Below are 13,311 nucleotides of genomic sequence, written 5' to 3'. Positions count from 1 at the left end.
GCTGCATGAGCGCATTCGAGACACGGCTTGACCACCTGGACTGGGCGGACATCGGCCGGCAGATGGATGTCGAAGGCTACGCCGTGCTGCCCGGCCTGTTGGGCCGCGATGAAGCGCGGGACCTGGCGCGGCAAGTCTCGGCCATCGGCCTCCACCGAGCGACCTTGGCCTCCAGCGGCCTCGGGCGCGGTGAGTTGTTCTACTTCGATGCCGGCTTACCCGCGCCGCTGGCACGGTGGCGCGCCGCGCTCTACCGTCGCCTGGTCGTCATCGCCAATCGCTGGAACGAAACCCTGGGCGTCGGTCACCGCTATCCGGCAGCATTCGAGGCATTTCTGCAATGCAACCGCGAGGCAGGCCAGACGCGGGCGCAGTCTCATCTGAACCGCTTGATCGAGGACGATCACCTGGCGCTGCACCAGCGCAATGACGGCGAGCAGGTGTTTCCCACGCAGATCGTCGCCGTACTGTCCGAGCCGGGCGTTGATTTTCAGGGAGGCGAGTTCGTGATGACGGAGCAGCGCCCGCGCATGCAGTCGCGCCCCGTGGTGTTGCCGCTCAAGCTGGGCGATTTGGCGGTGATCGCCACGGCGGAACGGCCTTTCAAGGGCGCCAGGGGCTATTACCGGGTCAACCTCAAGCATGCCGTCAGCCGCGTGCGACAGGGCGAACGCATCGGCCTGGAATTGTCGTTTCATGACGCGCCGCGAAATGGACCGGGGGCCGCTCATGACGGCATCGGGTAAGACTTCATCGGGCACATTCAGGCTGATCGGGCCGGATGGCAGGCCTTGCATCAGCCCCGTGCCGGGCACGCTTGGCGGCCATCGCGGCGGCAAGCGGTACGGCCGGCTCGATTGCCGCGCCGCACTGCAGGCGATTGCGCGCGGCGGCTATGTGAAACACCGCGTGTTCTTTGCCGATGAGGCCGCGGCCATCGCCGCCGGTTACCGGCCGTGTGCTGTGTGCATGCCGCGGGAGTACGCGGCCTGGAAAAAATTTACGCCTCCGCCCCGATCCGGTCCGCCGCCGAAGTGAACGCATCGGCATGGAAGGCATCCGGCGACAGCCCGCACCGCCCCACAAAATCGCGGCGAGCGGCCTCGACCATGACGGGGGCGCCGCACGCATAGACCTGGTGGCCGGACAGGTCGGGCAGGTCGTCCATGACGGCCTGGTGGACCCAGCCGGCGCGTCCCGTCCAGCCATCGGCGGGTTCGGCCTCGGACAGGACCGGCACGAAGCGGAAGCCCGGCAGGCTGTCCTGCCACCCCAGCGCCAGATCCTGTCGATACAGGTCGGCGGGGCGGCGCCCGCCCCAGTACAGCGTCGCCGGACGTGTATCGCCCCGGGCCAGCATGCCTTCGATCATGGCCTGGATGGGGGCGAAACCCGTACCGCTGGCCAGGAAGATGATCGGCCGCGTATCGTCGGGGTCCAGAAAGAACGAGCCCAGCGGCCCCTCGATGCGCAGGATCTCGCGCGGTTTGATCGGCTCGGCGCCTGCGCCGAAGACCCGGCTGGTGAACAGCCCGCCCGGCATGTGGCGCACGTGCAGGCGCACCTGATGATCGTCGGCCTGGCTGCAGGCCATGGAATAGCTGCGCCGGCTGCCGTCCTTGAGGATGAACTCCAGATACTGCCCGGGCTGGAAACGGAAGGCCTCCGCCGAGGGCAATTGCAGGGTGATTTCCATCACGTCGGATGCCAAAGGCTCCAGCGACAGCACCCGCACGGGCATCTTGCGCACCACGATGTCATCGGCCATGCGGACTTCGCGGGCCTCGATCACCAGATCCGAGGACGGCCGCGCCTGGCACAACAGGGTATGCCCCTGGGCCAGTCGGTCGGCATCCAGAATGCGCGCCGGCGCCGGCCCGGCGTCGTAGTCGCCCGAAACCACCCGGCCCTCGCAGGTGGAACAGGTGCCGTTGCGGCAGCTATAAGGCAGGACGATGCCGGCCGCCAGGGCGGCCTCCAGGACCGTCTGCCCCGGCTCGGCCGGGAATTCCCGACCCGCCGGCAGCACCGTGACCTTGAAACTCATGACGTGACTTCCATCAACATAGTGCAGGAACCCTATTCTAGTCCGGGCACGGGGCGGATCTCAGGACTCCTCCGCGCCCGGCCACAGACTGGGCTGCTTGATCTTGACGTCCAGCAGGCGGCCCTTGCGCGCCCGCCGGCCGGTGTACTGAGCCAGTTCCTCGGGCGTCAGCACCAGTTCGGTATCACGCGCCCGGTAGACGCCGCGCAGCACCACGCCCGCCGCCCCCACGCCGGCCCATTGTTCGATGCGGTCGCCTTCGTCCAGCCCCATCAGGATGGTGCCGCGCCCGCCGCTGGCCAGGGTCTTCAGTTCATCGAGCGCCACCACCAGGAACTTGCCCTTGCGGCTGAGGAACGCCACGGCCGTGTCGTCCGCGCGCAGGAGCAGCGGCTTGAGCAGCGTGTCGCCCTTGTCCAGGGTGATGAACTGCTTGCCCGCGTTCTGCCGGGTGGACAGATCGCCGATCCGCGCCAGGAAGCCGAAGCCGGAGGCCACGCCCAGCAGGATGCGCCGATCGGTCGCGCCCGCCAGCATGTGGACGATGCGGCTGCCCGCCTCCAGACTGATCATCGAGGTCACCGGCTGCCCGTCGCCGCGCGCCGACGGCAGGCTGGACACCGCGATGCTGTAGGACCGGCCGGTATTGGACAGGGCCATGAGCTCTTGCGTGCTGCGGCATTCGATAGCGTCATACAGGGCATCGCCGGTCTTGAAACCGAACTGCGTCGCATCGTGGCCATGGCCCTGGCGGGCGCGCAGCCAGCCCTTCTGGGACACCACCACCGTGACCGGCTCGTCCACCACCTGGGTTTCCAGGACGGCGCGCTCGGCGGTTTCGATCAGGGTGCGGCGGTCGTCGCCGTACTGCTTGGCGTCGGCCTCGATCTCGCGGATCATCAGGCGCTTGAACGCCGCAGGATCGTCCAGCAGTTCTTGCAGCGCCACTTGCTCTTCGCGCTTTTTCTCCAGCTCCTGTTCGATGCGGATGCCCTCCAGCCGGGCCAGTTGGCGCAGGCGCATTTCCAGGATGTCGTCGGCCTGGCGCTCGCTGAGGCGGAAGCGTTCCATCAGCGCCGCGCGGGGCTCGTCCGCCTCGCGGATGGTGCGGATGACCTCGTCCACGTTCAGGTAGACGATGCTGCGGCCTTCCAGGATGTGGATGCGGTCCAGCACCTTGTCCAGGCGATGGCGGGTGCGCCGCGTGACCGTCTGCGCGCGGAAATCCAGCCAGGACGCCAGGACCTGGCGCAGGCTGCGCTGGCCGGGCCGCCCGTCGGTGTCGATGCACACCAGATTGATCGACACATTGCCTTCCAGCCCGGTCCGGACCAGCAGCATGTTGACGAACTCGTCGCGGTCGATGCGGCTGGTCTTGGGCTCGAACACCAGCCGCACGGGATCCTGCTTGCCGGATTCGTCACGCACCGAGTCCAGCATGTTCAGCACCAGCGCCTTGGTCTGCTGCTGTTCGGCCGACAGGGATTTCTTGCCGGCGCGCGGCTTGGGATTGGTCAGGTCCTCGATGGTTTCCAGGATTTTCTGCGCCGAGGCGCCGGGCGGCAGTTCGGTGACCACCAGTTGCCACTGGCCGCGCGCCATGTCCTCGAAATGCCAGCGCGCGCGGGCTTTCAGGCTGCCCCGGCCGCCGGCGTAGATCTGGGCGATGTCCTCGGCCGGCGTGATGATCTGGCCGCCGCCGGGGAAATCCGGTCCCGGCACCAGGGCGAACAAGTCCTCGTCGGACAAGGCCGGCTTGCGCAGCAGGGCCACGCAGGCACGCGCGACCTCGCGCAGATTATGCGAGGGGATTTCCGTGGCCATGCCCACCGCGATGCCCGAAGCGCCGTTCAGCAGCATGATGGGCAGGCGCGCCGGCAGGCACACGGGCTCTTCCTGGCTGCCGTCATAGTTGGGCGTGAAATCGACCGTGCCTTCGTCCAGTTCGTCCAGCAGCAAGCGGGAGAACGGCGTCAGGCGGGCCTCGGTGTAGCGCATGGCGGCGGCATTGTCGCCGTCGCGCGAACCGAAGTTGCCCTGCCCGTCGATCAAGGGATAGCGCAGCGCGAAATCCTGCGCCATCCGCACCATGGCGTCGTAGGCCGCCTGGTCGCCGTGCGGGTGGTATTTGCCCAGCACGTCACCGACCACGCGGGCGGATTTCACCGGCCGGGCCTGCGGCCCCAGGCCCATGGCGTCCATGGCGTACAAAATGCGGCGCTGCACCGGTTTCTGGCCGTCGGACACCTCCGGCAGCGCGCGACCGCGCACCACCGACACGGCGTAGTCCAGATAGGCCTGCTCGGCGTAGCGCGCCAGCACCAGGCCGTCGTCATCCCCGCCGTCCGGCAATTCAGTCTGATTCAAATCCATTCCAGTCCTTTACACATCCACGTCGGCCAGATTGCCCTTTTCTTCCAACCAGCCGCGCCGCTGGGCGGCTTCGCCGCGCGCCATCAGCATGTCGAACATGCGCGCCGAGGCCGTCAGGCCCTCGTCGCCGTGGCGCACCTGCGCCAGACGGCGGGTGTCCGGGTTCAGCGTCGTGTCCCAGAGTTGTTCGGCATTCATCTCGCCCAGGCCCTTGAAGCGGCTGATGCGCCAGCCGCCCTCGCGCAGGCCTTCGCCGCGCAGCTTGTCCAGCACCGAATCCAGTTCCGCCTGATCCAGGCAGTAGAGCTTGCGCGCCGGACGCTTGCCGGCCGCCGGCACGTCCACGCGGAACAGCGGCGGACGGGCGATGTAGACGTGGCCGGTCTCGATCAGGCGCGGGAAGTGGCGCAGGAACAGGGTCAGCAGCAGCACCTGGATGTGCGCGCCGTCCACGTCCGCATCCGACAGGATGCAGATGCGGCCGTAGCGCAGGCCCGACAGGTCGGGTTCCTGGCCGGGACCATGCGGATCGACGCCGATGGCCACGGAGATGTCATGGATTTCCTGGTTGGCAAACAGCCGGTCGCGCTCGACCTCCCAGGCGTTCAGGATCTTGCCGCGCAGCGGCAGGATGGCCTGGAATTCCTTGTCGCGGCCCATCTTGGCCGAACCGCCCGCCGAATCGCCCTCGACCAGAAAGACCTCGGTGCGGTTCACGTCCGTCGATTCGCAATCGGTGAGTTTGCCCGGCAGCACCGCCACGCCCGAACCCTTGCGCTTTTCGACCTTGCGCGCGGCGCGCGAACGGGCCTGCGCCTGGCCGATGGCCAGCTCGGCGATCTTTTTGCCGAACTCCACGTTGGCATGCAGCCACAGTTCCAGCGCATTGCGCAGGAATCCGCCCACCAGGCGCACCGCGTCGCGGCTGTTCAGACGTTCCTTGATCTGGCCCTGGAACTGCGGATCCAGGATCTTGGCCGACAAAATGAAGCTGGCGCGCGCGTACACGTCTTCGGGCAGCAGCCGGATGCCCTTGGGCAGCAGATTGTGCAATTCCGCAAACGATTTGACGGCGTTGAACAGGCCCTCGCGCAGGCCCGATTCGTGGGTGCCGCCGGCCGTCGTGGAAATCAGATTGACGTAGGATTCACGCACCACGGGGCCTTCTTCCGTCCAGGCCACGACCCACTGGGCGCCCTCGCCCGGCGAGAACTGCTCATCATCCGGGTCCGCGTACTGGGCGCCCTCGAACAGCGGCGCCAGCGTCGGCGCACCGCCCAGGGCCTCGTCCAGATAGCCGCGCAGGCCGGACTCGTAATGCCATTCGCGCCGCTGGCCGCTCTTTTCCAGCGCCAGCGTCACCCGCGTGCCCGGCAGCAGCACCGCCTTGCTGCGCAGCGCGTGTTCCAGTTCACCCAAAGGCACCTGGGCATGATCGAAATAGCGCGCATCCGGCCAGGCCCGCACCCGGGTGCCGGAACGCCGCTTGCCGACGCTGCCCACCTGGGCCAGCGGTTCGATCACGTTGCCGTCGGCAAAGACGATGCGCCATTCGCCGCCGTCGCGCCAGACGGTGACCTCCAGCCGCGTGGACAGGGCATTGGTGACCGACACCCCCACCCCGTGCAGGCCGCCCGAAAAGGCATAGGCGCCGCCATCGGCCTTGCTGAACTTGCCCCCCGCGTGCAGGCGGGTGAAGACCAGCTCGACCACGGGCGCGTGCTCCTCGGGGTGCTCGCCCACCGGGATGCCGCGGCCGTCGTCCTCGACCGTCAGGCTGCCGTCGGCGTGCAGCGTCACCCCGATGTTGCGGGCCTGTCCGGCCAGGGCCTCGTCGGCCGCGTTGTCGATGACTTCCTGGATGATGTGCAGCGGATTATCGGTGCGCGTATACATCCCGGGGCGCTGGCGTACAGGCTCCAGTCCCTTGAGGACGCGAATCGACGATTCATCGTAGCGTGCGTTGCTCAATGTTTTCCGTCCATCTGTGTGATTCAAAAGAGGCCTATTTTACGGAGAATTAATGGTATGCTTATCCTCATTGGACCGACGCGCCCTTCCTCGGGGTGATTTCTTTCCGGTCCGCCGTCTTCTCTTATCCTCGCACACGACATGAGTGACATCATCAAGCACGTCAGCGACGCGTCCTTTCAGGGCGACGTGCTCCAATCCGATCTGCCTGTTCTGGTTGACTACTGGGCCGAATGGTGCGGCCCCTGTAAAATGGTCGCCCCCTTGCTCGATGAGGCCGCCTCCCAGTTTCAGGGCCGCGTCACCATCGCCAAGCTGAACGTCGACGAAAACCCCGATAGCGCAGCCAAATACGGTATTCGCGGCATCCCCACCCTGATGCTGTTCAAAAACGGCCAGGTCGCCGCCACCAAGGTCGGCGCCCTGTCCCGTACCCAGCTTCAGGCTTTCCTCGACGAAGCTCTCTGATCTTTTCCATCCGCCCGCTTCGTTGATTCGATTCCGCGCGCGAGCCCGATCCCGGGTTCGCCGACCATCCAGCGATCCTCACTTTCCTTCCCTTTCCCTCTCTTCCCCATGCACCTGAACGAACTCAAAGCGCTGCACGTTTCGCAACTGCTCGAAATGGCCGCCGGTCTCGAGATCGAAAACGCCAATCGGCTGCGCAAACAGGAACTGATGTTTGCGATCATGAAACGGCGGGCCAAGCAGGGAGAACAGATCTTCGGTGACGGGGTCCTGGAAGTGCTGCCCGACGGCTTCGGCTTCCTGCGCTCGCCGGACACGTCCTATCTGGCCAGCACCGACGACATCTACATCTCGCCCTCGCAGATCCGGCGCTTCAACCTGCACACGGGCGACTCCATCGAGGGCGAGGTCCGCGTCCCGAAGGACGGCGAACGCTACTTCGCGCTGGTCAAGGTCGACAAGGTCAACGACGTCGCGCCGGAAGCCATCAAGCACCGGATCATGTTCGAGAACCTGACGCCGCTGCACCCCGACGACCCGCTGGTGCTGGAACGCGACATCAAGAGCAAGGAAAACGTCACCGGGCGCATCCTGGACATCTTCGCGCCGATCGGCAAGGGCCAGCGCGCGCTGGTGGTCGCCAGCCCGAAGTCCGGCAAGACCGTGATCATGCAGCACATCGCGCATGCCATCACCACCAACTATCCCGACGCGGTGATGATCGTGCTGCTGGTGGACGAACGCCCCGAAGAAGTCACCGAAATGCAGCGCACCGTGCGCGGCGAAGTCGTGGCCTCCACCTTCGACGAGCCGGCCACGCGCCACGTCCAGGTCGCCGAAATGGTCATCGAAAAGGCCAAGCGCCTGGTCGAACTGAAAAAAGACGTGGTCATCCTGCTGGACTCCATCACCCGCCTGGCGCGCGCCTACAACACCGTGGTGCCGGCCTCGGGCAAGGTCCTGACCGGCGGCGTGGACGCCAACGCCCTGCAGCGCCCCAAGCGCTTCTTCGGCGCCGCGCGCAACCTGGAAGAAGGCGGTTCCCTGACGATCATCGGCACGGCCCTGATCGAAACCGGCAGCCGCATGGACGAGGTGATCTACGAAGAATTCAAGGGCACCGGCAACTCCGAAGTGCACTTGGAGCGCCGATTGGCCGAGAAACGCATCTACCCGGCCATCAACCTGAACAAATCCGGCACGCGTCGCGAAGAGCTCCTGATCAAGCCCGAACTTCTACAGAAGATCTGGGTCCTGCGAAAGTTCATCCACGACATGGATGACGTCGATGCAATGGAATTCATCCTGGACAAAATCCGGGCCACCAAGAACAACGCCGAATTTTTTGACATGATGAAGAAATAAGCCTAAGCGAGCACCTTTGATGACCCTATCTTCCGTCGATCAGTTCCTCACCCGGATTCAGGCCCGGGACCCGCACCAACCCGAATTCATGCAAGCTGTGAAAGAAGTCATGCACAGCTTGTGGCCCTTCATCCAGCAGAACCCGCGCTACGCCAGCCAGGCGCTGCTCGAACGCCTCGTCGAACCGGAACGCGCCCTGCAGTTCCGCATCAGCTGGATGGACGACGCCGGCCAGACCCAGGTCAATCGCGGCTTTCGCATCCAGCACAGCTCGGCCATCGGCCCCTACAAAGGCGGCATGCGGTTCCACCCCTCGGTGAACCTCTCCATCCTGAAATTCCTGGCCTTCGAGCAGACCTTCAAGAACGCACTGACCACGCTGCCCATGGGCGGCGGCAAGGGCGGTTCCGACTTCGACCCCAAGGGCAAGTCCGACGCTGAAGTCATGCGTTTCTGCCAAGCCCTGATGATCGAACTGCACCGCCACCTGGGGCCTGACACGGACGTGCCGGCCGGCGACATCGGCGTGGGCGCCCGCGAAGTCGGTTTCATGGCCGGCATGATGAAGAAGTTGTCCAACCAGAGCGCCTGCGTGTTCACCGGCAAGGGCCTGGCCTTTGGCGGCAGCCTGATCCGCCCCGAAGCCACGGGCTACGGCACGGTCTATTTCGCGGAAGAAATGCTCAAGCACGCCGGCCAGTCGCTCGAAGGCTACACGGTCTCGGTCTCCGGCTCGGGCAATGTGGCGCAATACACCATCGAAAAGTGCATGCAACTGGGCGCCAAGGTCATCACGGTGTCCGACTCCCACGGCTGCGTGGTGGACCCGGCGGGCTTCACGCCCCAAAAGCTGGCGGCCCTGATCGAGCTGAAGAACGAAAAGCGCGGTCGCGTCGAGGAATACGCCAAGCAGTTCGGCCTGACCTATGAAGTCGGCAAGCGCCCCTGGCACGTGCCCGTGGACGTGGCTCTGCCCTGCGCCACGCAAAACGAACTGGAAATCGAAGACGCCCGCACCCTGATCGCCAACGGCGTGCGCTGCGTGGCCGAAGGCGCCAACATGCCCTCCAGCATCGAAGCCATCGGGGCCTTCATCTCGGCCGGCGTGCTGTACGCCCCCGGCAAGGCCAGCAACGCCGGCGGCGTGGCCGTGTCCGGCCTGGAAATGAGCCAGAACGCCCAGCGCCTGCACTGGACTCGCGAAGAAGTCGACGCCAAGCTGCATGCCATCATGCGCGACATCCATGAAAACTGCGTGCGTTACGGCAGCCAGGACAAGGCCGTCAACTACCTGAACGGCGCCAACATCGCCGGCTTCGTCAAAGTGGCCGACGCCATGCTGGCCCAGGGGGTGTGCTGATGACCCATCGGATGGCACTTCCCCACCCGTGAAAAAAGCTCCCTCGGGAGCTTTTTTCACGTCAGGCGATGCGGATGGCGATCACATCATTTGACTGCCGCCGTATCAGGCGGCGTCTCATGTCCCGCGCTGACCGGCACATCCTGAATCTTGGGGTCGTCCCACGAGCCCGTGATGTGGTAGCGCACCGTCATGCTGCGGGCCAGCGGCGCTTTCAGCACCCACTGGGTGACGAAGGCGCCCAGGCCGATCAGCGGATTGATGGCAATGCCGGCCGCCAGCGCCGCGCCGCTGACGTCCAGATTGGGCACGATGACGGCCTGCAGGTCCAGCGTCTCGTTGACGATGTCGGAACTGCCTTCGAGCAGAATGGTGCCCACCGGCCCGATCACCTTGTAGTCACGGACCGTCACTTTGCCCCGATCCATGTCCAGCGCGCCGCGCAACTGGTCAAAAGGGAAACCGTCCTTGGGCAGGCCGGCCAGGCCGCGATCCAGCTTCGTCAGGCGGGTGATGGACTGCAGCGACAGGAATTCCAGCAGTTTGGCCGTGTGCGAACCCAGCTTCTGGAAGCGCCCCTTGTCCAGCTCGATCTGCAGCGAGCCGCTCAGATCCGCCTTTTCACGCGTCCAGGGCAGGTTGCGCCAGTGGAATCGGCCTTTCAGCGTGCCCTCGCCGCCCGACAGCACATCCTTCCAGCCGGCCCGCTCCATCCAGGCGCCCAGATCGCCCGCCTGGACCGAGGCGGTCAGATCCAGCCCGCGGTCCGGCCCGCGCAGGCGCCAGGTGCCTGACCCGCGCAAGCGGGCGTCCTCGTCCCCCAGGCGCAGATTATTCAGTTCCCATATGTGGCGGGCGCCATCGCGCACCCCCTCCAGGGACAAGGCGCCCACCGGATGCCCGTACAAGCGCAATTCATCGGCCTGCAACACGATGCCCGGGATTTCCAGGTCATCGTCGAACGAATCATCCTCGTTGGGCGCGGCCTCGGGCAGCAGCGAGTGGCCGTCGCGCGGATCATCGCCCAGGCTCAGGCGGGCAAAGCGCGCCGACATGCGGCCCATCACCCGCCCATCGCGCTCCTGCCATTTCAGTGTGCCGGTGGTCTGCTCCGAACGCAGGTTCATCGACCACTGCTCCTCAGGCGTACGCGACACCCGCAACACCGCCTGATCCAGGCGCGTGCCCGTCATCCGCAACTGGTCGGCCTGGACGCTCAGCAGACTCAGATCCGGCCACAGCGGCCGCGTGGCCGGCTTGCGCGCGCCGGTGCCGCGCCGGGGGATGGAAAACTCGTCGACGATGCGGTTCCACAAATCCAGATCGAACAGCGGATAGGCGACCTCGACCTGCAGGCCGTCCGCGTCGGCCGCGGCGGCACGGCCTGCCCCGACGCCGGCGCTCTGAAAATACGGTCCGCTGCGCGTCTTGCGGTCATGCCGCAGGGCCAGGCGCAGGTCGCTGCCATACTGCGCGTCCAGCCGGTCCGACGTGGGATCAGCGTCCGTCCACTGCACGTGCAGGGACCGCGGCTGTTCGGCAGGTTTGGCCAGCGGCGCGGGAAAATCCAGCACCAAGCCCCGGGTATCCGAATCCAGGACGAAGGTCGTGCTGCGCCCCTGCATCCGCAAAGAGGCCCGATAGTCCAGCGCGCCCGTGATCCGCTGCATCCCCGGCACACCCACGAAATCGGCCAGCGCCCGGGCGCCGATCCGGCCCTGAAAATCCAGGCCGGTATCCTGGGCCCCGCCCAGGCTGCCGCCGACCTTCACGTTCCCCCCGAGCAGTCGGGCGTTGAGGGGCTGGGCAATGCGCACGCCCTGCTCACTGAAATGCAGTTGCCCGTCAATGGCCTGAAAGGCCGGCGCATGCGGCAGAAACTGCAGGCTGCCCTGCTGCAGATCCACGCGCCCCTGGACCTGGGTGTCCTCGCTGTGCAGCAGGGGGATGGTCAGGGACAAAGGGACCGACCAGGCGCCACCGGCGCGCGCTTCGTCGAAAATGCCGTCCAGCAGATCAGCCAGCGGCGAATGCTGGATCAAGGCCATATACGCCTGGCCGGGCGCCGCGGTCTGGCCCGAAACGTGCAGGGTGGAGTTGTTTTCCAGGTCCGGAATCCGGGCCCTCAGCCCCGACAAGGCGATCTCCTGACCGGATGCGGGGCGCATCCGCGCCGTGGGGGCGGTCAGCCGCAGGTCGGTGCGATGCATGTCGGCCGTGCCCGTGACATCCTCCAGCAAGGGCCAGGCATCCTTCGGCCCGGCCCCCGGCACGAACTCGATGCGCGCGCCGCGAAAGCCCCCCTGGATGCGGAAATCACCCGCCTGCGGCTGCGCGCCGTAGGGGAACTCGGCCAGGTCGCCCTGCAGCCGCCAGCGGGCATCCACGATATCGCCCGCCTGCAGGCCGCCCGCCAACCAGTCCCGGGCGTCCGGATTGACTTCGAGCGGCAGGTAGCGATGGATCGCGTCCAGACGGGCGCGGGCGATCGTGCCCTGGAAATCGGCCTGACCGGCCGCCCCCCCGGATTGCCAGGTCCCCGCGCCCCGCAAGGCGATGTCGGGGTTGTGCCAGTCCAGATCATCCAGTGTCAGGGCCCAGGCTGCGGCATGCCGCAGCCGGCCCCGGGCTTCTACAAAGCCCAGAGACAGGGGCTGGGCGAACACGTCGGGCACCGTGCCGCGCGCGCCCTGGATCCGGACCTGGAAGGCCAGACCCTCAGGCATCGGACCGCCGTGTTCCAGGGCTTGCCATTGGTCCAGCGCGCCTTCGGCCCAGACAGCGGCCCGGGGCACCTCCAGCGCCAGGCCGTCATCCTGCGCCCAACGGGCGGCCTCGGTCTCCAGCAGCACCGTCAGGCGAGGCTGACCGTCCCGCGTCCGCACCCAGGCCTGGGTCTGCGCGCCTCCTTGCAGCAGCGCCTCGGGCACGTCCACCCAGGCGCGCCAGACCTTGGACCGGACCGGACCCACCCGCAGCCAGGCCTGCCAGTCCCCGGGCAGGCGCCCCCGCGCCAACTGCCCGGAATGGGCCAGCCGCGCGCGCAGATCCAGCCGGGCGTCGGCGGCGTCCGGCACCCAGGCGCTCAACGAGACGCCCAGCGTGTCGCCGTCGCGGGCCAGCACGGCCTCGACGCCTTCCAGGCGCAACTCGGGCGCGGCGCGCGCCTGGTCCACCCAGCGCAGCGTCGTATCGTGAAAAGCAATCCGGGGCTGGGCCAGCAGCCAGCGCACTGCGGGCGCATCCTCGAACTCGGGCGTGTCGCCCGTGAGATCGAGAATCTGGCCCAGCAGAGAAAGGCGGCCGTCCGGCAAGCGGTCCAGCGTCAGGTCCATGCCCCGGACCCGCAGGTCCAGCAACCCCTGATGGCCCGGCAGGATGGCGCGCCAATCCAGCCGGGCGCGCGCATCGGGGATGGTCAGCAGATCACGGCCGTCCGCCGAGTGCAGACGCACGTCTTGTACGTCGAATTCGGGATTCCAGCCGTGCCAGCGCACCTGGATGGGGCCCAGTTCGACTGGCGCGCCCAGCACATGGGTCAGTTGCGCGGCAATACGAGGGCGCCAGGCGTCGATCTGCGGCAGCACGGCATACCGCAGGGCCAGCAAGGCGGTCCCGAGGCAGAAGTACAGGCCGACGGCGACCACGAGAAGCCGGCGGCCCCAGGTGGAACCATGGCGTGAAATGAATTGGCGCATGCCACCTTTTGCAGTATGTTAGGGATTTT

At 66.7% G+C, this 13,311-nt stretch carries 9 protein-coding genes; 5 read left to right on the top strand and 4 right to left on the bottom strand.

Annotated features, from left to right (window positions below):
* Positions 1 to 5 precede the first annotated feature (5 nt).
* Both ACFO0J_RS14840 and ACFO0J_RS14835 read left to right on the top strand, forming a co-directional pair.
* Entirely contained in the window at positions 6 to 746 is a 741-nt protein-coding gene (locus tag ACFO0J_RS14840; protein ID WP_376813860.1) for a 2OG-Fe(II) oxygenase, read from the top strand.
* Complete coding sequence (locus tag ACFO0J_RS14835; RefSeq protein ID WP_376814170.1) at positions 730 to 1,038, top strand: Ada metal-binding domain-containing protein; 309 nt, start codon at positions 730 to 732, stop codon at positions 1,036 to 1,038. Before ACFO0J_RS14840 ends, ACFO0J_RS14835 begins: the two co-directional genes overlap by 17 nt.
* Here the strand turns inward: ACFO0J_RS14835 and ACFO0J_RS14830 are convergent.
* From ACFO0J_RS14830 to ACFO0J_RS14820, 3 genes are read right to left on the bottom strand one after another with little or no spacing between them, the layout of a single operon-like run.
* Positions 1,001 to 2,047: a CDP-6-deoxy-delta-3,4-glucoseen reductase gene (locus tag ACFO0J_RS14830; protein ID WP_376813859.1), complete on the bottom strand. Its 1,047-nt coding sequence runs from the start codon at positions 2,045 to 2,047 to the stop codon at positions 1,001 to 1,003. The genes ACFO0J_RS14835 and ACFO0J_RS14830 overlap by 38 nt on opposite strands.
* A 60-nt stretch (positions 2,048 to 2,107) precedes the next feature.
* Positions 2,108 to 4,420, bottom strand: coding sequence for a DNA topoisomerase IV subunit A (parC, locus tag ACFO0J_RS14825; protein WP_376813858.1), 2,313 nt, complete (start codon positions 4,418 to 4,420; stop codon positions 2,108 to 2,110).
* Between the two features lie 9 nt (positions 4,421 to 4,429).
* The gene (locus ACFO0J_RS14820) at positions 4,430 to 6,391 is read right to left on the bottom strand and encodes a DNA topoisomerase IV subunit B (protein WP_465251289.1); all 1,962 of its coding nucleotides are present in this window, start codon (positions 6,389 to 6,391) and stop codon (positions 4,430 to 4,432) included.
* A gap of 141 nt (positions 6,392 to 6,532) precedes the next feature.
* Here ACFO0J_RS14820 and trxA point away from each other — a divergent pair, with 141 nt between their 5' ends.
* From trxA to gdhA, 3 genes are all read left to right on the top strand, one after another.
* Positions 6,533 to 6,859: a thioredoxin TrxA gene (gene trxA, locus ACFO0J_RS14815; RefSeq protein WP_376813857.1), complete on the top strand. Its 327-nt coding sequence runs from the start codon at positions 6,533 to 6,535 to the stop codon at positions 6,857 to 6,859.
* Between the two features lie 108 nt (positions 6,860 to 6,967).
* Positions 6,968 to 8,224: a transcription termination factor Rho gene (gene rho, locus ACFO0J_RS14810; RefSeq protein ID WP_376813856.1), complete on the top strand. Its 1,257-nt coding sequence runs from the start codon at positions 6,968 to 6,970 to the stop codon at positions 8,222 to 8,224.
* Between the two features lie 19 nt (positions 8,225 to 8,243).
* Complete coding sequence (gdhA, locus tag ACFO0J_RS14805; RefSeq protein WP_376813855.1) at positions 8,244 to 9,584, top strand: NADP-specific glutamate dehydrogenase; 1,341 nt, start codon at positions 8,244 to 8,246, stop codon at positions 9,582 to 9,584.
* A gap of 86 nt (positions 9,585 to 9,670) precedes the next feature.
* On the opposite strand, the gene ACFO0J_RS14800 is transcribed toward gdhA, so the two are convergent.
* On the bottom strand, positions 9,671 to 13,282 hold the full coding sequence (locus ACFO0J_RS14800) for a YhdP family protein (protein ID WP_376813854.1): 3,612 nt from the start codon (positions 13,280 to 13,282) through the stop codon (positions 9,671 to 9,673).
* Positions 13,283 to 13,311 lie beyond the last annotated feature (29 nt).

The organism is Castellaniella hirudinis, from assembly GCF_042651965.1.
Taxonomy (GTDB): Bacteria; Pseudomonadota; Gammaproteobacteria; order Burkholderiales; family Burkholderiaceae_B; genus Castellaniella; species Castellaniella hirudinis.
This window is presented reverse-complemented; position numbering and strand designations above follow the sequence as displayed.

Coding starts and splice junctions, on each gene's coding strand:
- ACFO0J_RS14840 (WP_376813860.1), top strand. CDS start 6: ATGAGCGCATTCGAGACACGGCTTGACCACCTGGACTGGGCGGACATC.
- ACFO0J_RS14800 (WP_376813854.1), bottom strand. CDS start 13,282: ATGCGCCAATTCATTTCACGCCATGGTTCCACCTGGGGCCGCCGGCTT.
- parC (WP_376813858.1), bottom strand. CDS start 4,420: ATGGATTTGAATCAGACTGAATTGCCGGACGGCGGGGATGACGACGGC.
- ACFO0J_RS14830 (WP_376813859.1), bottom strand. CDS start 2,047: ATGAGTTTCAAGGTCACGGTGCTGCCGGCGGGTCGGGAATTCCCGGCC.
- ACFO0J_RS14835 (WP_376814170.1), top strand. CDS start 730: ATGACGGCATCGGGTAAGACTTCATCGGGCACATTCAGGCTGATCGGG.
- trxA (WP_376813857.1), top strand. CDS start 6,533: ATGAGTGACATCATCAAGCACGTCAGCGACGCGTCCTTTCAGGGCGAC.
- gdhA (WP_376813855.1), top strand. CDS start 8,244: ATGACCCTATCTTCCGTCGATCAGTTCCTCACCCGGATTCAGGCCCGG.
- rho (WP_376813856.1), top strand. CDS start 6,968: ATGCACCTGAACGAACTCAAAGCGCTGCACGTTTCGCAACTGCTCGAA.